Origin of the sequence: Ruegeria sp. (assembly GCF_965221235.1) — a bacterium.
GTDB lineage: Bacteria > Pseudomonadota > Alphaproteobacteria > Rhodobacterales > Rhodobacteraceae > Ruegeria.
The window spans coordinates 1819245-1844807 of record NZ_CBDCRS010000004.1 but is presented as its reverse complement, the minus strand read 5'-3'; the positions used below and the strand labels follow the sequence as shown (position 1 = coordinate 1844807).

The following is a 25563-nucleotide window of genomic DNA, read 5'->3' as shown; positions in this document are numbered from 1 at the left end:
CCGTCGGGCCTGATGAGCCGCGCGCTTTAGTGCGCCTCGGCCCAATTGGCCCCCTGCCCGGCATCCACGTCCAGTTTCACATCCAGCTTGACGGCCGGGTCCGAGGCCCCTTCCATCACATCGCGCGCGACGCCGATCACCTGATCAACCGAGTCCTCGGCCACTTCGAACAGCAATTCGTCATGCACCTGCAACAGCATCTTGGCAGGCAGCCCGTTGATCGCATCGGGCATCCGCACCATCGCGCGCCGGATCACGTCCGCTGCCGTGCCCTGAATCGGTGCGTTGATCGCGGCCCGGCGCGAGAACCCGGCATGCGGACCTTTGGCATTGATCTCAGGTGTGTGAATTTTGCGCCCAAACAGGGTCTGCACATAGCCATGCTCTTTAGCAAAGGCGATGGTGTCATCCATGTAGGCTCTGATACCCGGGAACCGCTCAAAATAGCGGTCGATGAACCCCTGCGCCTCGGCCCGCGGGATACGCAGGTTGCGCGCCAGACCAAAGCCCGAGATGCCGTAGATCACACCAAAGTTGATCGCCTTGGCTTGCCGACGGATATCCGGCGTCATCTCATCCAGCGGCACATCAAACATCTCGGACGCGGTCATCGCGTGAATATCCAGCCCGTCCGAGAATGCCTGTTTCAGCGCTGGGATATCCGCAATATGCGCCAGAATCCGCAGTTCGATCTGGCTATAGTCCAGACTGACCAGTACATTACCCGGCTCGGCAATAAACGCCTCACGAATACGTCGCCCTTCCTCGGTGCGCACCGGGATGTTTTGCAGGTTCGGATCGGTCGAGGCCAAACGTCCGGTATTGGCCCCGGTGATCGAGTAAGACGTATGCACCCGCCCCGTATCCGGGTTGATGTGGGTTTGCAGCGCGTCCGTGTAGGTCGATTTCAGCTTGGACAGCTGCCGCCAGTCCAGCACCCGACGGGGCAATTCGTGCTCGGTCGCAAGGTCTTCCAGAATATCGGCCCCGGTCGAATATTTCCCGGTCTTGCCCTTCTTGCCGCCTTCCAGACCCATCTTGTCGAACAGGATTTCGCCAAGTTGCGCGGGCGAGCCAACATTGAAGTTCTCACCCGCCAACTCGTGGATTTCAGCCTCTAACCCTGCCATTTTCTGCGCGAAAGCGTTCGACATGCGGCTCAGCACATCGCGGTCGACCTTGATGCCGTGCATCTCCATCTCGCCCAGAACCGGCACCAACGGGCGTTCGAGCGTTTCATAAACCGTCGTCACCTGCACCTGATGCAGCTGCGGTTTGAACAGCTTCCACAGGCGCAACGTGATGTCTGCGTCTTCGGCGGCATAGGCGGTGGCCTCATCGATCGGTACCTTGTCGAAGGTGATCGCTGACTTGCCAGAGCCCAGCAACGGTTTGATCGGGATCGGCGTGTGGCTGAGGTACCGCTCGGACAGCGTGTCCATGCCATGCCCATGCTCACCGCCATGCATCGCGTAAGACATCAGCATCGTGTCGTCGATGGGGGCCACATCCACGCCGTAGCGCTTAAAGATCTTGGCATCGTATTTCATATTCTGCCCGATCTTTAGGATCGACGGGTCCTCAAGCATCGGTTTTAGCAGGGTTAGAGCCTCATCAAGCGGCATTTGCCCATCGGCAAGCGCGTCTGAGCCAAACAGATCATCCGCCGCTCCATCGCGATGAGTCAGTGGGATGTAGCAGGCCTCACCGGCTTCAACGCAAAGCGAAATGCCCACCAGATCGGCGATCATTTCGTTCAGACCGGTGGTTTCCGTGTCCACGGCGACCCAGCCACGCTCATAGGCCTGATCAATCCATTTCTGCAAAGCACCATTGTCACGCACGCATTCATATTTCGACGCATCAAACGGCAGCGCTTCGGCCTCTTCCACCGAAACCTCTGGCGCGGGCGCATCGGCAATCACCGGAGCCTCGGCCCCCAGTTTGTCGGCGATGCGTTTGGTGAGGGTGCGAAACTCCATTTCGGCCAGAAAGCCCAAAAGGGTGTCGGCATCCGGGTCTTTCACCTCCAGATCGTCCAAAGTGAAATCCAGCGGTGTGTTCTCATCCAACTGAACCAGCTTTTTCGACAGCTCGATCTGTTCACGCTTTTCGATCAGGGTCTGGCGGCGTTTGGGCTGTTTGATCTCTTCGGCGCGGTCCAGCAGCGTTTCCAGATCGCCATATTCGTTGATCAGCAGCGCTGCCGTCTTGACGCCAATACCCGGAGCCCCAGGCACGTTATCAACACTATCCCCGGCCAAAGCCTGCACATCGACCACCCGTTCCGGCCCAACGCCGAACTTCTCAAACACCCCGTCCCGGTCGATGCGCTTGTTTTTCATGGCGTCCAGCATCTCCACGCCACCGCCGACAAGCTGCATCAGGTCCTTGTCGGAACTGACGATAGTCACACGACCGCCAGCCTCACGCGCCTGAACGGCCAGCGTGGCAATGATGTCGTCGGCCTCATAGCCTTCCAACTCTTTGCAGGCGATGTTGAAGGCTTTGGTCGCCTCGCGCGTCAAAGGCATCTGCGGGCGCAAATCCTCGGGCATCGCCTCACGATTGGCCTTGTAGAGGTCGTAGAGATCATTGCGGAACGTGTGCGACCCCTTGTCAAAGATCACTGCCACATGGGTCGGCGCGTCCGGTCCGGCGTTCCCTTCGACATATTTCTGCAACATGTTGCAAAAGCCCGAGACCGCCCCGATCGGCAGCCCGTCAGATTTGCGCGTTAGTGGGGGCAGTGCGTGATACGCCCTGAAAATAAAGGCCGATCCGTCGATCAGATGCAGGTGACACCCTTTTCCGAATTCACTCTTGCTCATGGTGTCGCGCCCCCTAAAGTGCTGATCATGTTCATTCAGCGCTTTTTATCCGCCATCCCGCTTGTGACCGCAATCACTGTTGTCGCCGTCCCGGCAAATTCCGGCCCCAAACTGCCAACAGATTGCGTGCCCGATCCATCGAAAGGAGCAAATTGCGTACCAATCCTGGCTTGTCTGGGTCAGGACGGCGTGTATTTCACGGGCCGGGCGGTTGGCTGGAATTCAGGGACGTTTGCAGGCCAAAGCAGTGCGGCGTTTGCATGTTTCGGTGAGTGGCTGTCGCAAGGGTCTTTTGGTCTGGGCGAAGCCAAAATCACCTGTGACAATGCGCTGACCGGGCGGGCCTTTTTTACCTATCAACACCCCGAGACCGGCACTGCAACCGGGCTCGGTTTTCTCAGCAACGGCGAGCCGTTCCGCGTCTGGACCGGCTTTAACGTCGAACAGTTCCTGCTGAATGAGTATGGCGATATCAATACCGCGGATATGTGCAAAGCAGCCTCAAAACCCATAAGTTAGAGACTGTTTTTGGCGCCAATTGCCCCTAACCGCCAAAAAGACCACTGAACACGTCCGAGAAACTGTTCAGCAACGCCATAATGACCAGCACGCCGAGCATGGCGAAAAAGGCAAACGCAAAGAACTGGAACAGGATCGCGCCTACGCCGATCATCACGCCCGCAATAGCCGGGCGCCGTTTTTCGTGGCGCAGGATACCAGTAACCGAGACGACAATCGCCAGCCCGCCCAACATGGCAACACCGATTTGCAGAAAGTCGTCCAGATCGCGCACCGGGGCGACAGGGTCTGGCTGATCGAGTCCGGCTGCTGAACGCAACGTGGATTTACCAATCTCAACCGCCAGTTCGCCCAGCGATACGCCGGTGGTTTGCTGCGGAGCAAACGGGCCGGCCCAGAATACAAATAACGCCGCAAACAGCGCCATCGACGCAAGACTGAACCCGGTCCAGCCGAAAACAGGGCGGGCCGTGTCCGAGGCATTAACGTCTGTCATATCACTCACCCAGATTGGTTGCGCGACAGCACTACCATCAAAAGCGCGGCGAGATTTGGGCGAAACACGCGTGTTTGGGCGATCAGCCTTGCTCTGTGCCCTTCAAAACATATTTGCAATCACAATACGGGCATTCGACCCAGCCGGTATCCTCGGGGATCTGCAACCAGACGCGCGGATGACCCAGTGCACCTTCGCCGCCATCACAGGCGACACGGGTGGTCTCGACGATCTTGGTTTCCGGCGCTTCGATGGTCACGGCTGGCGATCCTTCTTCGGTTGTCGGCCTCGTGGGCATGTATTAGGTGCGTTTATGAGCGATGAGCAAACCGGGAGCAAGAGCCACATGAGCGATGCGGCAATCAGGATCGAAGGGCTGCGCAAGACCTATCGCGGCGGCAAAGGCCAACCCGAAAAGCAGGCCCTGAAGGGCGTCGACCTGACCGTACCGCGCGGTTCGATCTTTGGTTTGCTGGGGCCAAACGGGGCCGGGAAATCGACGCTGATCAACATTCTGGCCGGTCTGGTGGTGAAATCGGCGGGCAATGTGTCGATCTGGGGCTTCGATCAGGACCAGAACCCACGCCAGTCCCGTGCTTCCATCGGCGTGATGCCGCAAGAGCTGAACCTGGACCCCTTCTTCACCCCACGCGGTGCGTTGGAGGTTCAGGCTGGCTTGTATGGCGTGCCCAAGGCTGAACGCCGCAGCGATGAGATTCTGGAACTGGTGGGCCTCAGCGACAAGGCCGAGGCTTATGCACGGACACTCTCGGGCGGGATGCGGCGGCGGCTGCTGCTGGCCAAGGCGCTGGTACATCACCCCAAGGTGCTGGTTTTGGACGAACCCACCGCGGGCGTGGATATCGAATTGCGCCAGATGCTGTGGGCCAATGTGCGCAAGCTGAACGAACAGGGTATGACCATTATCCTGACCACGCATTATCTGGAAGAAGCGCAGGAGATGTGTGACGAGATCGCCATCATCAACCACGGCGAGAAGATCGCGCAAGACAGCACCGCCAACCTGCTGGGCCGAATGGACAGCCGGACGATGGTCATCTCGCCCGACAGCCCCGTCGTTGAGTTGCCCGACACTGACGGTGTCGAAGCCACCCTGCGCGACGATGGAAACCTCATGCTGCAATACCGCAGCGCGCAGACCAGCGCCGAGCAAGTGCTGGAATCCGTCCGCACCGCAGGTATCCGCATCCGCGATGTCCGCACCGAGGAAGCCGACCTTGAGGACGTATTCCTCGCTCTGACATCTTCGCGTGCTGAGGAACCCGCCGAGGATCAGAACCAACCTCGCCGAGGGATGCACCGGGTTAAGCTTTAAACCCGGTCGATCCGCGCCTGATAGCAGTTGTTCCGTGCCGATCGGACATGGATATAGGCGACATCCGTTCGGTCGAAGATATCCGCGACCTTTGCGCTAATCTGGTCCGTGGGAGTGATCGCACCGGTGCCGTAGACGATCCGGTCATCTGCCCCATAGCCCTTGATCAAATAGTCCGGCGAGGTGATCAGAATCTCCGGCAACTCCGCGCCCTCATACCGTTTGCACGGCGCGGCGCACAGAAAGATCGGGCCGGTTTCTGCGTAAGGATGTGTCTCTAAAAAAGGTCGATGCGCCAGAACCAGCATCGCCTCGCCTTCAGGTATATTCTGCAAGCAGTGGCGACATGAATTGCCTTCGCCGGTAGATACTGCGCGTTCGGGCGTCGCGCCATAGGCATCCGGCCCGCCTGCCTGAAGGGCGCGGACGTCTTCGGTGGGTAATGCGGTAATCTTGAACATTTTGGCTCTCCTTTTTGACAACCATGTTCAGTCAACCAGCTGCAAGCGACCCGGTTCCTGCGCAAAGGACTCGAAAAAGAACAAAACGTGAATATAATAGTGACTCGCCATGTATGCCGAACTGTCGATCACATCGAACTTCACCTTCCTCACCGGGGCCTCGCACCCCGAGGAGTATATGGAGCGCGCCGTGACCCTGGGCCTGCCTGCCATTGCCATTGCCGATGACAATTCGGTCGCCGGGATCGTCCGCGCCCATACTCAAGGACGCGAGATCGCCCGCAAGGTGCGCGAACGGCTGGAGTGGGAGGCACAGAACACATCCATCGGTCCGCCCTGCCCTGACCACATTCCTAAACCACCCTCGTATCCGATTCACGCAGTGCCGCGCCTGATCCCAGCCGCGCGGCTGATCTTTACCGACGCACCTACTGTCACCGCCCTTCCTCTGAACCGGCAAGGCTGGGCCAACCTGTGCCGCATACTCTCCAAAGGCCGCCTGCGCGCCGAGAAAGGCGACTGCATCCTGCACCTGTCCGACCTGATGGAGTTTTCCGATGGTCTCCACCTGCTGCTCTGGCCACAAGCGGACCGGTTCCCGGGCGGCGCGGGCGCATGGTGGACACAGGCGCAACAGCTGACGCGCCGCTTTGCCGGGCGGATGCATCTGTTGATACATCCCCGGTATGACGGTGCAGACAGCACCTATTTCTCTTTATTAGAGACCAAATCTCAGAAACTCGGTATTCCAACCCTCGCCAGCGCCGCGCCGATGATGCATCACGGCGCCCGCCGAAAGCTTGGGGATGTGCTGACCGCCATTCGCCTGCGCCGCAAGGTGGATGATCTGGGCCGGGACGCACTGGCTAATGGGGAGCAACGGCTGCGATCCGAGGTCGAGATGCTGCGCATCTTCAAAGGTCATGAGGGAGCTGTTGCCCGCGCGCATAAACTCAGCGAACAGCTGACCTTCTCGCTGGATGAGCTGCGCTATGAATACCCAAGCGAGGGCAATGAGCAGGAAACCCCGACCCAACGCCTGCACCGTCTGGCCCATGAGGGGCTGAAATGGCGCTATCCAGCGGGCGCGTCTGAAAAGGCGCAAAAGATGCTAGCCCATGAGCTTACCCTGATCGGCAAGCTGAAATACGAACCCTACTTCCTCACCGTCCGCGACATCGTCAAATTCGCCCGCTCGCGCGATATCCTCTGCCAGGGGCGGGGATCGGCGGCCAATTCGGTGGTCTGCTATTGCCTTGGCATCACCGAGGTCAGCCCCGAACTGGGCACGATGGTGTTCGAACGCTTCGTTTCCGAGGCACGCGATGAGCCCCCCGATATCGACGTGGATTTCGAACATGAACGCCGCGAAGAGGTGATCCAGCATATCTATGACCGCTATGGCCGCCACCGCGCGGGCCTCTGCGCCACGGTTGTCCATTATCGCGGCAAGCGCGCCATTCGCGAGGTCGGGCGCGCCATGGGCCTGACCGAAGACACGATCTCGGCCCTCTCGTCCCAGCTCTGGGGCTTCTTCTCGGCCAAAGGGCTTGAGGCGCATCGGATGCGCGAAATTGGCCTTGACCCCGAGGATTTGCGGCTAAAACAGACTCTAATGTTGGTGTATGAGATCGACGGCTTCCCCCGCCATCTCTCGCAACACGTCGGCGGTTTCATCATCACCGAAGGGCGCTTGGACGAACTTGTCCCCATCGAAAACGCCACCATGGAGGACCGCACAGTGATCTGCTGGGACAAGGATGACATCGACAGCTTAGGCATCCTAAAAGTCGATGTGCTGAGCCTTGGGATGCTGACCTGCATTCGCAAGGCGTTCGACCTGATCGGCCAACATCACCAGACCAGCTACACCCTCGCCACCCTTCCGCCCGAGGATTCGCGTGTCTATGATATGCTCTGCAAGGCTGACAGTGTCGGCGTGTTTCAGGTGGAATCACGGGCACAGATGAACTTCCTGCCCCGGATGCGACCGCGCAATTTCTATGATCTGGTGATCGAGGTCGCCATCATCCGACCCGGCCCGATTCAGGGCGACATGGTTCACCCCTATATCCGCCGCCGGAACGGAGAGGAGGAGGTCAGCTTCCCCTCGGACGCGCTGGGCGAAGTACTGGGGAAAACGCTGGGCGTGCCGTTGTTTCAGGAACAAGCGATGCAGATTGCCATCGTTGGCGCGGGGTTTACCCCGGAACAGGCCGACCGGCTGCGTCGGTCTCTGGCCACGTTCAAGAAACATGGCAATGTCAGCGAATTCCGCGCGCTGTTCCTGCGCGGCATGAAACGTAATGGCTATGAAGACGACTTTGCCGAACGCTGCTTCTCACAGATCGAAGGCTTCGGGTCCTACGGATTCCCCGAAAGCCACGCGGCCAGCTTTGCGCTGCTGGTCTATGCTTCGGCCTGGATCAAATGCCATCACCCCGGCATCTTCGCCTGCGCCCTGCTGAACTCCCAACCGATGGGGTTCTATGCGCCCGCCCAGATCGTGCGCGACGCGCGCGAGCACGGCGTTCAGGTGCGCCCGGTCTGCATCAATGCCAGCTTCTGGGACAATGTGATGGAGCCAGACGGTCAGGGCGGCCTGGCCCTGCGGCTGGGGTTCCGTCAGATCAAGGGCCTCAGCGAGGAAGACGCCAGTTGGCTCACCGCCGCGCGCGGCAATGGCTACCATCAGGTCGACGATGTCTGGCGGCGCGCGGGGCTTGGCCCGTCGGTGATCGAACGCTTGGCCGAAGCCGATGCCTTCGCCGCCTGCGATCTGACCCGGCGCGAGGCGTTGTGGCAGGCCAAGGCGATTGCGACCGCCAAACCGCTGCCACTGTTCTCGCAGGATCTGGAGGGCGAGGCGCTGAATGAACCCGAAGCCTATCTGCCGCAGATGACGCTGGGCGAGCAGGTGGTCGAGGATTACGTCGCCACCCGCCTCAGCCTACGGGCGCATCCGGTGGCGTTGCTGCGACACCTGCTGACGCCAGAGCCGCGCGACAAAACCACGCCTGTTGCATGACGGTCGAACGGGATAATAGCCCGGAACAAAGTCGAAATCGGTGTTTTCATGACCAGACCCATACTGCCGCCGCGCTTTCCGGCGACGCCCGATCAGATCAACGCTCAGGTCGCCGCCTTCTATGCCCGCGTGCGCGAGGATGCAGTACTGGGTCCGGTCTTTGGAAACCATGTCACCGACTGGCCCACGCATGAGGAAAAGATCGCAGCCTTCTGGCGCAACGCAATCCTGTATGAGCGCAGCTATGACGGCAATCCGCAGCGCGTTCATATCGAACGGCCCGATGTAAAGCCCGAGATGTTCGCCCATTGGCTCGACCTGTTCGAGGAGGTCGCCTCCCAAACCCTACCCCCGGAAACCGCCACTCCATGGGTCGCGCTGGCCCGGCGTATCGGGGTCGGTATGAAGGCTGGTGTGCAATCGGCGCGCCAACCCAAGGACGCCCCACCGATCCTGCGTTGATCCCTGAACATGGCGGCTTTGCGATGTTAGCGGTAAAATAGGGGCTATGCGGATAGGCCAAATGGGTTTACTCAGAGGCAAGACAGCCCCTTTGCGCTGCCCCTTCACACCGACACATCACCCGAGGCCGATCCATGAGCACTCAGAACACCACCCTCCGGGGCCTTGGCTATGCGTTTGCGGGCTTTGCCGTCTTTGCCAGCCATGACGCGCTGATCAAGGTGCTGGGCGGGACCTATTCGGTGATGCAGATCATCTTTTTTGCCACGCTGTTTTCCTTTGTGCCGATGGCGGTGACGATCCTGACAGATCGCACAACCGGGAATTTCCGGCCGCATCACCCGTTTCTGGTGATGCTGCGCTCGGGCCTTGTGGTCACATCCATGGTCTGCGCCTTCTACGCCTTCTCGGTGCTGCCGCTGGCCGAGGTTTATTCGCTTCTGTTTGCCTTCCCCCTGTTCGTCACCGTCCTGTCGATCCCCTTACTGGGAGAGGTCGTCCGCGCCCAGCGCTGGGCGGCGGTCGGTGCCGGCCTGATCGGCGTTCTGATCGTCCTGCGCCCTGGCGCGACAGACATCACCCTCGGCCACCTCGCCGCCCTAACAGCAGCGTTTTGCAGTGCGTTTGGGTCTGTTCTGGTGCGCAAGATCGGGAATGAGGAACGCTCGGCCGTGCTGATCCTGTATCCCATGCTACTGGCCATCGTGGTGATGAGCCTGATGCAACCCGCCGTGTACCAACCGCCCTCGCTGCTGCATCTGGCTATGATGGCGCTGGTCGGCGTGTTCTCGGTCATCGCGCAACACCTGATCATTTTGGCCTACCGCGCCGCGCCTGCCGGAGTCGTCGCCCCCAGCCAATACAGCCAGATCATCTGGGCCACGCTGTTTGGCATGATCTTCTTTGGCGAGCGCCCAGACGGCTGGGTCGCCGTCGGGGCCAGCATCATCATCGCATCCGGCGTCTTCGTGGTCTGGCGCGAGAGCCGCGCGAACACGTCGTCAGTCAATACCCCGGTTCTACGCGTGCGCTCGCCGCGGTCAGATACGGGGGCGTCGCGGCCGGGTGAGTAGATTCAATCGTCAAGACTCTTTGCACCTGATCTTTAGATCGCCGTTTGTGCCGCTTTTTTCGAAACGGTCGATAGCACGCACCAGATCGCTCAGCCTTTTGTGTCCATATGTTCGGGAGTCAAAATCCGGATACATCTTGCCTAGCTGACTTCCAACGAAACCCAGGCTAGCCCAACCGTCAGGCTCATTCGTGTTCAACACGACATTCCGGATCAATTGATAGGCGTGGTTCAACTCGTGCTTCGAATTTGCCTTCTCAACTTTTTTAGATTGCGAAACACCCGTTTCCGGCTTTTCAATGTTTTCGATATAAATGAATCGGTTGCAAGCCGCCACAAACGCCTTTGGCGCTTTGCGCTCTCCTATACCAAACACGTCCAACCCTTGCTCTCGAATTCGGCTGGCGAGACGCGTGAAATCGCTGTCAGAAGAAACCAGAACAAACCCGCTAAACCGTTCAGAATGCAGAATATCCATCGCATCAATAACCATCGCAATATCGCTGGAATTCTTGCCGGTGGTGTTCGCAATTTGCAGTTGGGGAACGATGGCGTATTCAGCCATGGACTGTGCGTTCCATCCTTGCGGCGAACCGTTGGAGAAGTCTCCATAAATTCTTCTTAGACCTGCCTCACCCAAAGTGGCGATTTCTTCGAAAATCTCTGAAGCGTGTTTTGCGGGTACATTGTCCGCATCAATCAGAACCGCAAGGCGGTCCGCTGTTTTCGTCGTCACGCAAATTCCTCAACTCAATATTATTCTGCAATCTGCATGTAAGAACAAAAAAGGGCGAGCAAAAGCCCGCCCTTCGAAATTATTTCAGTTTTCTCAGTACACTACGACGGACCGAATACTCTCGCCCTTATGCATCAGGTCGAAACCGTGGTTGATGTCGTCCAGACCCATCGTGTGGGTGATCATCGGGTCGATCTCGATCTTCCCTTCCATGTACCAGTCGACGATCTTTGGCACGTCGGTCCGACCGCGCGCGCCGCCGAATGCGGTGCCGCGCCAGGAGCGGCCGGTAACCAGCTGGAACGGACGGGTCGAGATTTCGGCCCCTGCAGGCGCTACGCCAATGATGATCGATTCACCCCAGCCTTTGTGCGCCGATTCCAGCGCGTCGCGCATCACGCCGACATTGCCGGTGGCGTCGAAGGTATAGTCCGCGCCGCCCTTAGTCAGGTTGACCAGATAGGGAACCAGATCGCCTTCGACCTCTTTAGGGTTCACGAAGTCGGTCATGCCGAACTTGGTGGCCAATTCCACCTTTGACGGGTTCAGATCGACGCCGACGATCTGATCGGCCCCGGCCAGACGCAGGCCCTGAATGACGTTCAGGCCGATGCCACCCAGACCGAACACGATGGCACGGCTGCCAATCTCCACCTTGGCGGTATTGATCACCGCGCCGATGCCGGTGGTTACACCGCAGCCGATATAGCAGATCTTGTCGAAGGGCGCGTCTTCGCGCACCTTGGCCAGCGCAATCTCGGGCAAGACCGTGTGGTTCGAGAAGGTCGAGCAGCCCATGTAGTGCAGGATCGGATCGCCATCCAGCGTCGAGAACCGCGAGGTCCCGTCCGGCATCAGTCCTTTGCCCTGAGTCTCACGGATCGCCTGACACAGGTTGGTCTTGGGGTGCAGACAGTATTCACACTCACGACATTCGGGAGTGTAGAGCGGGATCACATGATCGCCCGGCTTCAGGCTGGTGACGCCCGCGCCGACCTCAAGCACGACGCCTGCGCCCTCATGGCCCAGAATGGCTGGGAACAGGCCTTCGGGGTCAGCGCCCGACAGGGTGAATTCGTCGGTGTGGCAGATGCCGGTGGCCTTGATCTCAACCAGAACCTCGCCCGCCTTGGGGCCTTCGAGGTTCACGTCCATCACTTCCAAAGGTTTGCCTGCCTGAATGGCGACGGCGGCACGGGTACGCATGGTGCTTGTCTCCCTGTCTTATTTGCCCCGACCCTGCGTTAATTGCAGGGCATTTTCAACTGTGCTTTGATGACAGCTTCGCTAAACATTTGATATTGCAGTAGCGACATTGTCCTAAGGAGAAACGCCAATGCGCCGATTTTTCCCGGTTCTGGCCCTGCTGGCGGCCTGCGCTGAAACCCCGCCGCCGGAAGACATCCCGTTGCCACCCGAAGCCGCGCCTGTGGATCTGGCCTTTTGCCTGGGTGATCCGTTTGCCGACTCTGTCGGTCAGCCGGTTTCGGCCATTCAGGCCGCGCTGCCTGAACGGTCGCGCGTGCTTGGGCCAGATGACATTGCCACACAGGATTATCGCATCGACCGTCTGAACGTGTTCGTGGATGAGGCCGGGATCATTCAGCGCCTGACCTGCGGGTAAGCATGGACTCGGGCATTGATTCTACAGTAAGAACAAAGTGGGAACATTTTAATGTCTGCCAATGCCCAAACGTCGAATACTCTCTCTCTGGTTCCCCCGTCTGGGGGCTGAACGGCTGGTCCGCGCCGCGCGGGGCCTGCAGGATGGTCCTTTGGCAGTGGTGGCCGAGCAGGCGAATATGCAGGTCGTCACCTCGCTGAACGCCGAGGCTCAGCTGCTCGGTCTGCGCGTCGGTCAACCCGTGCGCGACGCCCACGCCATGTGCGCCAACCTGATCACCCGCCCCTGCAACGCCCCGGCCGAGGCGGCGTTTCTGACTGCTTTGCGCCGCTGGGCGGGCAAATTCAGCCCGTGGGTGGCTGAAGAGACCCCGGACGGGCTGATCGTCGACCTGTCGGGTTGCGCGCATCTGTTCGGCGGAGAAGAGGCGTTACTGATCGTGCTTGAAACCGACTGCGCCGATATGGGGCTGAGCGTGCAGATGGGCATCGCCGACACGCTGGGCGCGGCCTGGGCCTTGGCCCGCTATGCCGGGCACGAGGCCACCTCCGACCGCAATGGCGACGCCATCAGCCAAGAGGCCCGCGCCACCCGCGCCCGGGCAGGCAAAAGGCGGCATTGGACCAAAGGCGGGGCCGCGCCGCAGGTGGTGGCATTGGGCGGAGGGGCGCGGATCGCCGCGCCGGGACAGTCTTATGGCGCGCTCAGCCCCTTGCCCATTGCGGCGCTACGGCTGGATGATCCGATGGTGGCGCAACTGAATCGTCTTGGTCTGCGTCGGATTGGCGATCTGCTGGGGCAGCCGCGCGCCTCTCTGGCGCGGCGGTTCGGGCGTGGGCTGGTGCTGCGGCTGGATCAGGCCATGGGCAGCGCGCCCGAACCGGTTTCTCCGGCCCGCCCGCCGCATCATTTTGCAGTACGAATGACCTTGCCCAATCCGATTGGGTTGATTGAGGACGTAATGGCTGCTGTGGATCGGATTCTGCCGACGCTCTGCGCCAAGCTGGAAGAGAAGGGACGCGGCGTCCGCACCCTGCGGCTGGAAGCCCATCGCGCCGATCAGGCGGCGGAGATCATCGAGGTCGGTCTGGCCCGGCCAACTCATGACAAACACCGCATTCGCCCTTTATTAGAGATGAAAATCGACAAGATCGACGCGGGTTACGGCATCGACATGCTGCGGCTTGAGGCGATCCAGACCGAGCCCATCCACGCCCGTACCATGGCAGGCCATGCCGAAGCCCGGCAGGTGGCCCGCAACCGGTTAGAAGGCAACACCGCCGTCGATGACCTGATCGGCAAGCTGGGCGCGCGGGTTGGGCTGGAGGCGATCACAAGGCGACACCCCGCCGCCTCGCACATCCCTGAAAAAACCGCGCAGGTTCTGGCCGCCGCATGGTCCGAACCGGCGCGAGACTGGCCTGCGCCGCCGCGCCCCCGCCCCTTGCAGATGTGGCAGCCCGAACCGGTCATGGCCCCGGAAACTCCGGATGTTCCATCCGCCTTTCGCTGGCGTGGGCGCGACTGGCAACTAACGCAGGCCACCGGCCCCGAACGGATCGCGCCGGAATGGTGGCTGGACGACCCCAACTGGCGCAGCGGTGTGCGGGATTACTGGGTAGTTGTGACTGAACAAGGGGAACGACTATGGCTGTTCTACGGCCATGGCGGCACCATGTCGGCGGGTTGGTTCTGTCAGGGACAGTTTGGTTAGAGTCTATTTTCCGCGATAGACAAGCCAATCCGGCAAATAGTCGATCAACCGAACCAGCCAGGAAAACGGGGCCGGAAAATCAGTGCGGAAACGGCGGCGCGACATTGCTTTGACCACCCGATCCGCCGCGTCCTCGGGCGTCATCAGCATTGGCATCTTGAAGTTGTTCTTCTCGGTCAGGCGGGTTTTGATAAAGCCTGGATTGACGATCCGCACCGTCACCCCGCTGTCCTTCAGATCGAACCGCATGGTTTCCGCCAGCGAGACCAGCGCCGCCTTGCTGGCTGCATAGCCCACAGCCGCAGGCAGGCCACGATAGCCGGACAGAGAACCGATCAGCGTGATATCCCCCCGGCCCGCGCGGACAAAGCCCGGCATCGTTTCGCCCAGAACCCGCAGCGCCCCGGTATAATTCACATCGGTCATCGCCAAGACGGCTTCGGTATCCCAATCACCCGAGCGCATCGGCTCATAAGCGCCAGCGTTGTACACCAACCCGTCCACCTCTCCGGTCTCAGCCACGGCGCGACGCACGGCGTCCAAATCGGTGACGTCGAACGGAACAGCGCGCGCGTTAGGCAAGCTTGCGCAGATCTCGGCCAAGCGATCCGCGTTGCGGGCGGACAGAACCAGATGCGCGCCATGACGGCTCAGCGCCTCGGCCAATGCCCGGCCCAAGCCTTCGCTTGCACCGACAATCCAATAGGTTTTTCCGTTAAAGCTGCTCATGCGCCCGTTCCAGTTGCGTCTGATCTTTTACGGGCGGGACATTAGGCTGGATCACATCACCAGACGTCACAACATAGTGCGCACCGGAAAAATTTCTAATCCAATTGATCCACCCCGGCATACCATGCGTATCCTATTGTAAAATGTCGCACAAAGAGGATGGCATGTTCGACGAAACCCGAGGCGTACGCAAGAAAATCGCAGTAATCGGTGCAGGTATCTCAGGTCTGTCGGCTGCTTACTACCTGTCAGAAAATCATGATGTGACGGTGTTTGAGGCCGAACCGCGACTTGGCGGTCACGCGCGCACGGTCATGGCCGGCAAAAACGGCGATCAGCCTGTCGATACAGGTTTTATCGTATTCAACTATGTCACCTATCCCTATCTGACCCGCCTCTTCGACGAGTTGAACGTGCCGGTCATCAAATCCGAGATGAGCTTTGGCGCCACCATCGACAACGGCCGCATCGAATACGGGCTGAACAATCTGCGCACGCTGACTGCGCAGAAACGCAATCTTGCCCGCCCCGCCTATTATAAGATGATCGCCGACATCCTGAGATTCGGCAAAGAGGCCCCCGAGGCCGCACAGAACGACGACACCACGATCGGAGAGCTGGTTGATCAGCTGCGTCTGGGCCATTGGTTCCGACACAACTATCTGATGCCCATGTGCGGCGCGATCTGGTCCACTCCGGTTGAGTTTGTGGATCAGTTTCCTGCGCGTTCTTTGGTGCAGTTCTTCAAAAACCACGCCCTTCTGGCCAGTGGCCGCGCCAATCAGCATCAGTGGTATACGGTCAAAGGCGGCAGCATTGAATATGTTCGCCGCATCGACGCGGCACTTCGCGCCCGTGGCAGCGAAATTCGGCTGGCCTCACCCGTCGAACACGTTCAGCGCGATGAGACCGGCGTGACCGTTCACAGCCAGGGGGAGGCCGATCAGTTTGATGAGATTATCCTCGCCACCCATTCCGATCAGTCACTGACCATTCTGGGTGACGCAGCAACTGACGCAGAAAGGTCCGCGTTAGGGTCTATTCGCTATCAACCCAACACCGCAATCCTGCATTGCGATCCACGCCAGATGCCGCGGCGGCGGGCCTGCTGGTCCAGCTGGACCTATCGCTCGCAGGCCGGAAATGTCGGCGTCACCTACTGGATGAACCGACTGCAAAACATACCTGACAGCGACCCGCTGTTCGTGACGCTGAACGCGTCGTCAGAAATTCCCGCGGACAAAATCTATGATCAGGTCGAGTTTGCCCATCCGGTATTCGACAAGGCCGCCCTGAAAGCACAAGGGCAAATCCGCGAGATGCAGGGACAGAACCGAACCTGGTTTGCCGGGGCCTATAACCGGCACGGCTTTCACGAAGACGGGATTGCCAGCGCGATGCACGTGGTCGAGCGCATGAACGGCACCCCGCAAACACTCGGAGCTGACAATGGCATTCTTGCAAAAGATCCGGCCATCCCTGCCTCGGCCGAAATATAAACCGTTCGCCGCAGTGATTTTGTCGATTGTGATGCTGACTCCCGGCGGGTTGGCGGCATCGTCTGGCCTGAAAGAGCTGGATAATCCGCAATTGCGCGGCACTGCGACATTCCGATATCTGGGCTTCCCTCTGTATGACGCTCAACTGTTCACACCGGACGGTGCAGCGTTCAGCTGGTCCGAAGATTTCGGGCTCGAACTGAAATACCGCCGTAATGTGACGCAAAAGGCGCTGATCAACTCAACCCTGGACGAGATGAAGCGCATAGGTCGCGCCGCACCAGTACGCGATCAGCTTCAGACCTGCTTCAAAGCTGTTAGCAAGGGGGATCGCTATCTGGCGGTTTCGGACGGGCCGGATACTGTCTCGTTCTGGCTGAACGGTCGCAAGACCTGCACGATGTCCTATCCGGGCATCAAACGCAGCTTCATGTCGGTCTTTCTGGGGGACAAAACCCGCTCTGCCGCCTTTACGCAGAGATTGCGCGGGCAGTGATGCTGTATCCACGCGTCAGTCTTTATGCGCTGATGCTCGCTGCGGCGGGTATTCCGCTGTATATCCATCTGCCGCGCTTTGCCGCCGTCAATCTGGGCATCGGGTTGGGGGTGATCGGAACTGTCTTGCTGGTGATCCGGCTGGTCGATCTGGTGCAGGATCCTTTGATCGGCTGGGCCATTGACCGCTGGCCGGGGGCGCAGATGCTGTTTGCCGCCTTGGCTGCGATTGGGCTGGTGACTGGATTCCCACTGCTGTTTGGCCTGCCCGAAGGGGCAAGTATCGCCGCATTAGTGTCTGTTTTGGTGCTTTTGTTCTCGGCCTATAGCCTTGGAACCATCCTGCTTTATGGCCGCAGTGCGACGCTGGCGAAACGACCCGAAGCCAAGGAACTGATGAAACTTGCCGCATGGCGCGAGGGCGGACAATTGACGGGCGTGGTGCTTGCCGCAAGCGCCCCGGCCCTGTTTGTGGCCTTGGGGGCCAGCGCGCAGGGCTATCCGGCGTTCGGCTTGTTCCTCGGCCTTTTGGCTATTTTCACCTTGGTTTTGACGCTGCCTATGTGGCGGCGCACACCGATCACTGGCCAAGGGCTTTCTTTTGCTGGGCTCGGTCAGGCCGGAGCGTTGCGCCTACTTGTGCTGGCGCTGGTTAACAGTTTGCCGGTGGCAATCACATCGACCCTGTTTCTGTTCTTTGTCGAGGACCGCCTGCAACTGCCCGGAAAAGCCGGACCTCTGCTGATCCTGTTCTTCCTCAGTGCCGGGGCGACGGTACCGCTCTGGGCCAAGCTCAGCAATCGAATTGGCCCGAAACAGACTCTGATAATTGCCATGCCGCTCTCTATCGCAAGCTTTGTCGGCGCAGCCCTTTTATCCGCCGGAGACCTGACCGGCTTCGCCCTGATCTGCCTCGCGTCCGGCGCAGCACTTGGGGCAGATATGGTGGTACTGCCCGCCATGTTCTCGGTCGTGCTGACACGCGCTGGGCTGAATGCCTCAGCCGCATTTGGCATCTGGTCCTTCGCGGGCAAGCTGGGCCTCGCGCTCGCTGCCTTTTTCACTTTACCGCTGCTGGAACGCAGCGGCTTCACACCTGGGCAAACAAACTCGGCCGAGGCTTTGAGAACACTCACCTTCGCCTATGCCGTGCTGCCCTGCATCCTGAAACTCGGTGCGTTCGGGCTGGTCCTGACGCTGCCTACGGAGGTTACAGCCAAATGAATACGCTTGTTGTTGTGTTGCTCGCCATTCTGGCTCTGTTCGTTGCCAGGAACCGCTTCCTGAGCTTCCGGTCGCAATCACCGTCCGATTACTCAGGCACCGGGCCAGAGTTCAAAATGAAAGAGGCCCTGAATGGAGAGATCCTGTCCGAAGGGCTGATCTATGGCCCCAACGGCAAGATGTCGAACAGCTTTGTTGCCCGCATGGTCGGCGAATGGAACGGCAACACCGGCACACTGGCCGAATATTTCACCTATTCCAACGGTAAGCAGATGACCCGCAAATGGTACCTGACGCTGGGCACCGGCAACACGTTCACCGCTACCGCAGACGATATTGTGGGTGAGGGCAAGGGCATCATCACAGGCGCGACCGTCAAGCTGACCTACAAGATCATTCTGCCCGAAGATGCGGGGGGGCATACTCTGGACGTCACCGACTGGATGTATCTGACGGAAAACGGTGCGATCATGAACCGGTCCGAGATGCGCAAGTTTGGCCTCAAGGTCGCTGAACTGGTCGCCACCATGCGTCCCGCCCCGGACACCAAGGCCGCGTATGTCAGTGGCTCGAACGGCTATGACGCTACGGCGGAGACGAGGACACTGCAATGACCGCTCGCCGGTTCCTGATCTGGGCCTGCGCCATCGCGGGGCTGGCAGCGTTGGCGGCCTGTTCTGCAAAACCACGCGTGCCGAAGACGTTCCTGTCCGACCGGCAACTGAATCTTGAGGAGTTTTTTGAGGGTAAAACCGTTGCCTACGGGCAATTTCAGGACGTGCTGGGCAATGTCCCTCGCCGCTTCACCGTGGATATCGATGGCACATGGGATGGCAAAACCCTGACGCTGGTCGAAGACTTCGTCTATGACGACGGAGCAACCGAGCAGCGCATCTGGACCTTGACCAAAACCGGTGAGGACAGTTGGACCGGCACCGCCCCGGGTGTGTTGGGAACCGCCAGCGGGATTGAACGGGGCGATACGTTCAACTGGACATACAAGATCGACTTGCCGGTCAAGGACGGCACGATGCGGGTGAATTTCGATGACTGGATGTGGTTGCTCAGCGATGATCGGTTGCTGAACCGCGCCTATGTCTCGCGCTATGGCGTCCGGTTGGGAGAAGTCATTCTGTTCTTTGAGAAAGAGTAGGCGCACGAAAAAGGGGCAGGTCCGAAAACCTGCCCCTCGTTTGCGTCGAGAAACTTCGGCTTAGAAGTTGAACCAAGCACCAAAGTCGGCCTGAACCGTACCGTCGCCATTGCCAACGGTGGTTTCACCGACAGCGCCACGCAGTGTCGCGCCGCCGCCCAGGTCATAGATGAAGCCGACCCCGTATTGCTGAGTATCGTTGTCGGCAGTGCCATCGCCATAGGCAAAGGTGATGGTGGTCGCAGCGCCGATATTGTAGCCGCCCGAGAAACCGTAGGCGGTGCCGTTCTCAGCAGAATTCGCCACGTCGTCATCCGCCAGGAACAAGGTGCCTTCAAAGTCACCGAACTCGGCACCCAAGGTCAGAACGGTCAGGCTTTCGTCACCACCGCCCGGCAGATCGGTCCGGCCATACGCCAGCGCTGCAGTGATGTTTTCGAACGTGTAGGCCGCGCTGATATCCCAGCGGTCGGAATCGGTCGGAGAGCCGTTGATACCCACGGTCAGCTGGTCATAGGACGCGCCGAAGGCAAAATTACCAACGGTGTATTGGGCAAAAACAGCGTTGTCGCCAGCACTGGTCGATTCATACTCGAGGAAGCTGTAATCAACGCCAGAATACTGACCCAGGAATTCTTCCAGACCCGGTTCAATGCCGAAATAGTTCGGCAAGTTGTCGAAGGACCCTGATACGTTGCCCGCGTCAACGCGCAAGCCACCATAGATCACCGAGAAACGCGCGCCGTTCAGGCCAGCCGACTCGGCCTCGCCATTGCCGCTGTCTTCGTCGGCTTGCAGGCGGACACGGGCCGAGAACTGAACCCCGCTGTCGGTTTCGGTGCTTGCGTCGATGTTCAGACGAAAACGCGATATCAGGATGGTGTTGTCAGTATCGACAGTTGCGGTGTTAGTTACAACGCCGCCACCGGCAGTGGTTGAGATGTTGGGAACATCACCGCTGCGATCTTCTTCGTAACCGATGCCAAAGCGGCCATAACCGCTAAAGCTGACTTCGGCGGCGGCAACGCTCGCGGTTGCGATCAACGCTGTCGATGCAAAGAGAATTTTTTTCATGGTTAATCCATAAGGTTTTGAGAGAGGAGTGGCTGCAAACAGTAGCTGCCTGCGTATTCACTCAAGTGCTCCCGGCTCACAACAGACATGTGACAACTGACTTTCGGCCAGCGGAGTGCGTTGCAAAAACGCACTGTCTGAATTTGCAGTTGCTCAATTTTCATTTATTTTTAAAGCCCTAACCGAATGCGCCCGGAAATTACCATGGTACACGACTCATGGCCAAACGCGCTCCATTTTGGGGCTTGAAAGCGACCGCTTTGGGCAGGTTCGTCGCCAGGCCTGAAGAGCCTTTTCCGGGTTATATAAGATCCAACGTCGGAGCGCGTCGAACCCGACCCTGAACCATGACGTTGCCCGCCGCTTGTGGGCTTTTTTCGGGATCCCCTGTCGGCCCATCGCCTGACTTGCGCATCGGTATGCCCAGGTCATGGCCAGCGCAACGATCGTAAGGAGTGTCGCAAGCTTGTGCGGGTCGGTGATGTGAGTGTCTTCGATATTGAAGCCACGAGTTTTGGCATCTGCGAAGAGGCATTCAATGCCCCACCTTTTGCGATAGAGTTTGAGTGGGTTTTTTGGGGCGTCGATGTTTGTTGCGACCCAAATCAACTCGCCACCTTTGATCCGTTTCCCCTGAAAGCGAAATAGGTTCTTGGGCGTGTGCGCCATGCCGCCCAGCCAGCCTTTCCATTGGCCCTTGCGGCGTTTGCGCAGCAGCGAACGCAACTGGAACCGGCGTCCGTCTTCGGTGTGGATGTGCATGTTTTCGCGTAAGCGGACGACGAATGGAACGTTGTTTTCAGCGAGAAAATCCAACCACTTATCCCCAATGAACTCCCGGTCTGCCAGCAGAGCCTCAATGGAAGATGCCCCGAACACTCGAAGATATCGTCGGATCAACTTCTTGCGTTGCCGCGTTGAGCTATTACCGCTGTTACCCAGAAGCGACCACATCAGAGGCACCTTGAAGCGGCGTGTCACGATCGCCAGAACCAGAAAGTTGATATCGGTCTTGCCCAACTTCCAGTTGGTCCGGTCCAGCGCAAGGAGCTTTGGACCCTTCAGATCAAGCAGGCAGATAATCAACCGCGCAACCACATCTCCATCCAATCGAACATGCTGGAAGAAGCGCTGAAGGCGGCGATAACTCGATGCATGAAGAGCGCTGCCGGGGAACTGACTCGCCAGATGACCAAGGTTCACAGTTCGACCGTTTGCCAGACCAATCAGCATTATGGCCAGGGTCTCCAATCGCGTCTTGCTCAGATCAAAATGTGGGCTTAGCGTTGTCATCAGAGGGGTGAGGAGAAATCCGAACATCCTGAAGATCCTTGTAGTGAAGAATCTTCAATTCGAATCCTTTTCGCCCCTCGTTTCAAGAAGCGTCGTGTACCGTGGGAAATTACAAAAAGTTGAACCGGAAAAATAATCTGACCCCCTTCAAAACCTCCAAAACCGACAGGTCAAGCCCGATGTGGGTTTCATCATCAGCGCAGCACTCAACCCAATCAGCCAACAGGTTTGCGAACCGCTACCTCGTTACTGAGTCGGTCTGTTGCGGCACTGATCAGTGCGTCAGTTGCTGGAATACACAAAGGACAGTTTTCGGCTGACGCCGCCGGGTGGTTTGGGAAACGGCGAAGCGGCGCGCACCTGCGCTTTGGCCGCGCGTTCAACATCCGGTGTGCCATTGCTGTCCACCACGTCCACCCAGGCTAACGTGCCATCCGGGTTGATCTGGAAAAACACCTTCGCAAAGCCGCGGGCAGCGGTATAGACGATCGGCGCGCGGTTCAGGTGGATCAAGACCTGCCCCGCATAGTTCGTTCGATCCGAGTTTCCGGGGTTGCGCCCGCCGGACTGCGTGCCGCTGTCGCCCGAGGTAAAGGCGTCGACACCGCGCCGCCTATAGGTCGTCAACGGCGACTCGATCTGTCGGGTGGGAAAGCGCAGGTCGCTGAAATCCCGCGCACTGCTTAACGCGCCCCGAGAGTCAGTTTGCGGGCGGCGATCCGCAAGTTTGGGGCGGATCGACGATGTCAGAGCCTGTTGCTGGCTCTCAACCTCCTGGTCGGGAACCGGTTCGGACGGGGTTACGGCAACCTCCGCCTCAGCGACCTCACTTTCCAATGGCACGACCGGCACTGTCGACGTTTCGGCAGGTTCGGTGGCCTCCGGCGCTTCGGCAACAACCTCGGGCTCGGTGGGGGCGGGATCTGCCGTCTCTGATACATCTTCGACGGTTTCAGCAGCTTCGGGTGTGCCTTCGGGTATTTCCGTCACCTCGGCGCTTTCTGCGGTTGGTGTCTCATCCTCGGCATCGCTTGCGGTTTGCTCACCTTCGCTGCTGCTCTCTGTAACCGGCGGCTCTGGTTGGACCGGTTCCAGTTCCAACGGGCGCAACACTTCGGACTCTCCGGTATCGGGCGCAAAGGTCTGTTCGGGGTTATCCGACGCCACATGCACCTCGCTGGTGGGAATCTCGGCCGGTTCAGGTGCAGGCTCGGGCGGCTCTTCGACCGGAGGGTCAGGCGCGGCTTCCGGCTCGGGCTCAACCGGTTCTGCAACGGCATCCACAAGCTCTTCAAAGCTGTTGCCCAGCTCGACCGAATCCGGCCCTTCGTCCCGGCCCGGCTGCTCTGTGAGGTTGGGGGCCGTCAGGCGCAACCCCATTGCATGAAGCACCAGAGACAGCAGAACGGCAATCACCGCGATGACGAGGGAGCGGCGGATCATTCCAGCGCCTTTTCAGTCACCACAAACACGGAAACGGCCCCCAGACGGCGCAGTGCGCCCGTGACTTCGATCAGCCGCGCGCCTGCGACGTCGCGGTCCGGCACGATCCGCACCGGAGCAGGCTCGCGCCCTGCCAAATAGGTCTCGGGATCGGTCGGCGTGCCGCGAAAGCTGAGCGTCCCGTCCGCATGCAGCACCAGCGCATCCGGCGGCTCGCGCCCTTCCAGTTCGGAGGTATCGACGAGATTCAGATCAGGGTCCAGCGGCGTGGCCACCGTTCCGGCGATCAGAAAGAAGATCAGCATCAGAAACACGACATTGATCAACGCAATGGTCGAGTCGCGTTTGCGGCGAGGGCGGTTGAAGCGGATCATTCCAGCACCAGCACGCTGAGCCCATCGCGCCCGCGCAATTCGACCAGCAGGTCCACCAGATGTTGCGCTGTCACGTCAGGATCGAGGCTGACCAGAACCTGACCTGTTGTCACCTGCGCCGACAAATCCTCAAGCGTTACCGGGGCACCGTTCAAAACCAGCCGGTCAGCCCCAAGCTGCACGAAAACACGGTCTTGCGTGGCCTCGGTCGCGGTCCCTCCGGCTGTTGCGTTGCTCAGCTCGATCTCGCCGTATTTGGAAAAGGTCGAGGTCAGCATGAAGAACAGCAACAGCAGAAAGATCACGTCGATCAAAGGCGTCATCGCCAATGGTCGCCGGACAAAGGGGGCCGCGTTACGCATGTCCGGGGGCGGCCGCCATGTTCTGTGCCTCTTCCGGCAACGGTATAGCCTGCCCTGGCACCAGAACAGTGCGCAATGCCTTGTCGGCAAACACCCGTTCGCGCGCTGTGCGGCTTTCAAACCATGACAGTACCATCGAGGTCGGCATGGCCACCGCCAGACCCACCGCCGTTGTCACCAGAGCGACCCAGATACCGCCCGCCAACAACGACGGATCAACCGAGGACCCGGCAGATTGCAGGCTTCGGAAAGCCTCGATCATGCCCAAAACCGTACCGAACAACCCCAGCAGAGGGGCCAGCTGCGCCACCGTGTCCAGCAGGCGGAACCCGCGTTCCAGCCCGGCCAGCGCCAGCCCGGCCTCGGCGTCCAGCCGCTGATCCAGACCGGGCGTCTCCGGTGCATCCATCGCCACGCTGACCAGCGGTGCCAGATAGCTGCGGCTTTTGGCCAGACGCGCGCGGGCGGCTTGTTCATCCCCGGCATCCCAGGCCGCTAACGCCTGAGACAGCACCCGGTGCCGCCCCACGCCCGAAACGGCGAACTGCCAAAGCTTATATAGCGTCACCGCCAGCGTCACCACGGACATCGCGATCAGGATCGCCACGACCGGCCCGCCAAGTGCCAGAATTTCACGAAGGGCGTCCAGAAAACTCATCCCAAAAGCTCCACTTCTGTCCGGCTGCGCAGGGTTGGGGTTGGGTCACAGACCGTGCTTTCAGCCCCACCTGCCGTGCAGCTGCTCAGCCCGTTAATAAGGACACGACCAAGATTGTCACAGCTGGTATCACGGACGTCGAACCGGCGCACGCGGGGGCGGCCTGCGGGCAGGTCGCGAAACTCAAACAAGGTCAGGCGGACAAAGGTGCCGCTTGCGTCAAAGATCACCGATTCATAGCTGGCGGCATCTATTGCCGTGTCGGCATTGTTCTGCACCAGAAAGATCAGGCGACAGGCCCCATCCACATCATGCGCCGCGTTCAGTTCCAGGCTCAGCCCGGGCGGTGTCTGGGTGTCGGATTGGGCAAACGCCACCCCAGGCAGGGCGAGAAGAATTGCGGCTAAAGCCAAACGGCGAAACGTCATGGATGCGCTCCCGGTTGTTCTGTGCTGGCACGAGCGCCCGGAAAGGCGTCGCTGTCGCTGCTTCCCTCATATCCAAGACAACTGAGACGTGAAAGGGCTGCCGACAGCTTTGTGATGTTTAGCTAGGGCAACAGGCAGAACCATGCGCAGGTTTGGTTGCAGCGATGAACGGCACGATCAGGTGAAGATAAACTCGTCCGTCAGCAGGAACGCCTTGGGTCGGCTGGGGGCGCTGTCCTGCGATACCTCGGTCTGGGCGGGAGGCGTTTCTGGTTGCGCAGGTTCTTTTAGGCGCTTCTTGCGCTGCTCAATCTCATTCAGCAAAAAGAAAATCGCGTCCCGCCTGCCCTTTAAGGGTTCGGGAACCTGAACGGATAAAACCTGAGCAGTCTTCCGAGGGGACTTCATAAAAGCATCCTTCAGCCTCAAGCGCCGTGAGTTTCATAATGAGGGAAAATGACAAGAGTTGGGCGACTGTCTTAAACTTGACCGAATGGCGTGTCATTTCTGCCATGCTATTGCCCCGACAGAATGCCTCAAACCCGGCGTTAT

27 protein-coding genes are annotated in these 25563 nt (G+C 59.5%); 12 read left to right on the top strand and 15 right to left on the bottom strand.

The window, feature by feature from the left end; genetic code table 11:
* Positions 1-26: 26 nt before the first annotated feature.
* On the bottom strand, positions 27-2831 hold the full coding sequence (gene polA / locus ACOQOY_RS12265; protein ID WP_420585695.1) for a DNA polymerase I: 2805 nt from the start codon (positions 2829-2831) through the stop codon (positions 27-29).
* Positions 2832-2858: 27 nt separating this feature from the next.
* Between polA and ACOQOY_RS12260 the strand changes: the two genes are divergently transcribed.
* Positions 2859-3350: a hypothetical protein gene (locus tag ACOQOY_RS12260; protein WP_420585694.1), complete on the top strand. Its 492-nt coding sequence runs from the start codon at positions 2859-2861 to the stop codon at positions 3348-3350.
* Positions 3351-3375: 25 nt separating this feature from the next.
* Here the strand turns inward: ACOQOY_RS12260 and ACOQOY_RS12255 are convergent, their stop codons facing one another.
* Both ACOQOY_RS12255 and ACOQOY_RS12250 read right to left on the bottom strand, forming a co-directional pair.
* Complete coding sequence (locus tag ACOQOY_RS12255; protein ID WP_420585693.1) at positions 3376-3846, bottom strand: hypothetical protein; 471 nt, start codon at positions 3844-3846, stop codon at positions 3376-3378.
* A gap of 82 nt (positions 3847-3928) precedes the next feature.
* The gene (locus ACOQOY_RS12250; RefSeq protein WP_170533977.1) at positions 3929-4105 is read right to left on the bottom strand and encodes a zinc-finger domain-containing protein; all 177 of its coding nucleotides are present in this window, start codon (positions 4103-4105) and stop codon (positions 3929-3931) included.
* A gap of 87 nt (positions 4106-4192) precedes the next feature.
* On the opposite strand from ACOQOY_RS12250, the gene ACOQOY_RS12245 reads away from it, so the two are divergent.
* Positions 4193-5182, top strand: coding sequence for an ABC transporter ATP-binding protein (locus tag ACOQOY_RS12245; RefSeq protein WP_420585692.1), 990 nt, complete (start codon positions 4193-4195; stop codon positions 5180-5182).
* Here the strand turns inward: ACOQOY_RS12245 and ACOQOY_RS12240 are convergent.
* Positions 5179-5643, bottom strand: coding sequence for a DUF1203 domain-containing protein (locus ACOQOY_RS12240; protein ID WP_420585691.1), 465 nt, complete (start codon positions 5641-5643; stop codon positions 5179-5181). The genes ACOQOY_RS12245 and ACOQOY_RS12240 overlap by 4 nt on opposite strands.
* A gap of 109 nt (positions 5644-5752) precedes the next feature.
* Here ACOQOY_RS12240 and ACOQOY_RS12235 point away from each other — a divergent pair, with 109 nt between their 5' ends.
* The 3 genes from ACOQOY_RS12235 to ACOQOY_RS12225 all read left to right on the top strand — a co-directional run bounded on the left by ACOQOY_RS12235 (position 5753) and on the right by ACOQOY_RS12225 (position 10206).
* Positions 5753-8671: an error-prone DNA polymerase gene (locus ACOQOY_RS12235; RefSeq protein WP_420585690.1), complete on the top strand. Its 2919-nt coding sequence runs from the start codon at positions 5753-5755 to the stop codon at positions 8669-8671.
* 48 nt (positions 8672-8719) lie between these two features.
* Complete coding sequence (locus ACOQOY_RS12230) at positions 8720-9133, top strand: group III truncated hemoglobin (protein ID WP_420585689.1); 414 nt, start codon at positions 8720-8722, stop codon at positions 9131-9133.
* A 134-nt stretch (positions 9134-9267) separates the two neighbouring features.
* A complete protein-coding gene (locus ACOQOY_RS12225; protein WP_420585688.1) occupies positions 9268-10206 on the top strand; it encodes a DMT family transporter in 939 nt (312 codons plus the stop codon).
* A 9-nt stretch (positions 10207-10215) separates the two neighbouring features.
* On the opposite strand, the gene ACOQOY_RS12220 is transcribed toward ACOQOY_RS12225, so the two are convergent.
* Both ACOQOY_RS12220 and ACOQOY_RS12215 read right to left on the bottom strand, forming a co-directional pair.
* The gene (locus ACOQOY_RS12220; protein WP_420585687.1) at positions 10216-10941 is read right to left on the bottom strand and encodes an NYN domain-containing protein; all 726 of its coding nucleotides are present in this window, start codon (positions 10939-10941) and stop codon (positions 10216-10218) included.
* 93 nt (positions 10942-11034) lie between these two features.
* Positions 11035-12147, bottom strand: a complete 1113-nt coding sequence (locus ACOQOY_RS12215) for an S-(hydroxymethyl)glutathione dehydrogenase/class III alcohol dehydrogenase (RefSeq protein ID WP_420585686.1) — start codon at positions 12145-12147, stop codon at positions 11035-11037.
* 130 nt (positions 12148-12277) lie between these two features.
* On the opposite strand from ACOQOY_RS12215, the gene ACOQOY_RS12210 reads away from it, so the two are divergent.
* A complete protein-coding gene (locus ACOQOY_RS12210; RefSeq protein ID WP_420585685.1) occupies positions 12278-12565 on the top strand; it encodes an I78 family peptidase inhibitor in 288 nt (95 codons plus the stop codon).
* A 61-nt stretch (positions 12566-12626) separates the two neighbouring features.
* The gene (locus ACOQOY_RS12205; protein WP_420585684.1) at positions 12627-14279 is read left to right on the top strand and encodes a DUF6504 family protein; all 1653 of its coding nucleotides are present in this window, start codon (positions 12627-12629) and stop codon (positions 14277-14279) included.
* A 3-nt stretch (positions 14280-14282) separates the two neighbouring features.
* On the opposite strand, the gene ACOQOY_RS12200 is transcribed toward ACOQOY_RS12205, so the two are convergent.
* A complete protein-coding gene (locus ACOQOY_RS12200; protein ID WP_420585683.1) occupies positions 14283-15008 on the bottom strand; it encodes an SDR family NAD(P)-dependent oxidoreductase in 726 nt (241 codons plus the stop codon).
* A 164-nt stretch (positions 15009-15172) separates the two neighbouring features.
* On the opposite strand from ACOQOY_RS12200, the gene ACOQOY_RS12195 reads away from it, so the two are divergent.
* The 5 genes from ACOQOY_RS12195 to ACOQOY_RS12175 are packed head-to-tail and all read left to right on the top strand — an operon-like array spanning position 15173 to position 19379.
* Entirely contained in the window at positions 15173-16507 is a 1335-nt protein-coding gene (locus tag ACOQOY_RS12195) for an NAD(P)/FAD-dependent oxidoreductase (RefSeq protein WP_420585682.1), read from the top strand.
* Positions 16458-17003 (top strand): hypothetical protein, encoded by a 546-nt coding sequence (locus ACOQOY_RS12190; RefSeq protein ID WP_420585681.1) that lies wholly within the window; start codon positions 16458-16460, stop codon positions 17001-17003. Before ACOQOY_RS12195 ends, ACOQOY_RS12190 begins: the two co-directional genes overlap by 50 nt.
* Entirely contained in the window at positions 17003-18226 is a 1224-nt protein-coding gene (locus tag ACOQOY_RS12185; RefSeq protein ID WP_420585680.1) for an MFS transporter, read from the top strand. Before ACOQOY_RS12190 ends, ACOQOY_RS12185 begins: the two co-directional genes overlap by 1 nt.
* On the top strand, positions 18223-18840 hold the full coding sequence (locus ACOQOY_RS12180; RefSeq protein WP_420585679.1) for a DUF3833 domain-containing protein: 618 nt from the start codon (positions 18223-18225) through the stop codon (positions 18838-18840). The genes ACOQOY_RS12185 and ACOQOY_RS12180 overlap by 4 nt, the downstream gene beginning before the upstream one ends.
* A complete protein-coding gene (locus ACOQOY_RS12175; RefSeq protein ID WP_420585678.1) occupies positions 18837-19379 on the top strand; it encodes a DUF3833 domain-containing protein in 543 nt (180 codons plus the stop codon). The genes ACOQOY_RS12180 and ACOQOY_RS12175 overlap by 4 nt, the downstream gene beginning before the upstream one ends.
* A gap of 60 nt (positions 19380-19439) precedes the next feature.
* On the opposite strand, the gene ACOQOY_RS12170 is transcribed toward ACOQOY_RS12175, so the two are convergent.
* The 8 genes from ACOQOY_RS12170 to ACOQOY_RS12135 form a co-directional block, all read right to left on the bottom strand.
* Positions 19440-20453, bottom strand: a complete 1014-nt coding sequence (locus tag ACOQOY_RS12170; protein WP_420585677.1) for a porin — start codon at positions 20451-20453, stop codon at positions 19440-19442.
* A gap of 216 nt (positions 20454-20669) precedes the next feature.
* Complete coding sequence (locus ACOQOY_RS12165; RefSeq protein WP_420583443.1) at positions 20670-21773, bottom strand: IS4 family transposase; 1104 nt, start codon at positions 21771-21773, stop codon at positions 20670-20672.
* A 255-nt stretch (positions 21774-22028) separates the two neighbouring features.
* Entirely contained in the window at positions 22029-23189 is a 1161-nt protein-coding gene (locus ACOQOY_RS12160; RefSeq protein WP_420585676.1) for a TonB family protein, read from the bottom strand.
* On the bottom strand, positions 23186-23563 hold the full coding sequence (locus ACOQOY_RS12155; RefSeq protein ID WP_420585675.1) for an ExbD/TolR family protein: 378 nt from the start codon (positions 23561-23563) through the stop codon (positions 23186-23188). The genes ACOQOY_RS12160 and ACOQOY_RS12155 overlap by 4 nt, the downstream gene beginning before the upstream one ends.
* Positions 23560-23925, bottom strand: coding sequence for an ExbD/TolR family protein (locus ACOQOY_RS12150; RefSeq protein ID WP_420585674.1), 366 nt, complete (start codon positions 23923-23925; stop codon positions 23560-23562). Before ACOQOY_RS12150 ends, ACOQOY_RS12155 begins: the two co-directional genes overlap by 4 nt.
* Positions 23918-24583: a MotA/TolQ/ExbB proton channel family protein gene (locus ACOQOY_RS12145; RefSeq protein ID WP_420585673.1), complete on the bottom strand. Its 666-nt coding sequence runs from the start codon at positions 24581-24583 to the stop codon at positions 23918-23920. Before ACOQOY_RS12145 ends, ACOQOY_RS12150 begins: the two co-directional genes overlap by 8 nt.
* Positions 24580-25011, bottom strand: a complete 432-nt coding sequence (locus ACOQOY_RS12140) for a hypothetical protein (RefSeq protein ID WP_420585672.1) — start codon at positions 25009-25011, stop codon at positions 24580-24582. The genes ACOQOY_RS12145 and ACOQOY_RS12140 overlap by 4 nt, the downstream gene beginning before the upstream one ends.
* 313 nt (positions 25012-25324) lie before the next feature.
* Positions 25325-25525 carry a hypothetical protein gene (locus tag ACOQOY_RS12135; protein ID WP_420585671.1) on the bottom strand — a complete coding sequence of 67 codons (201 nt, stop codon included), beginning with the start codon at positions 25523-25525 and terminating at the stop codon, positions 25325-25327.
* Positions 25526-25563 lie beyond the last annotated feature (38 nt).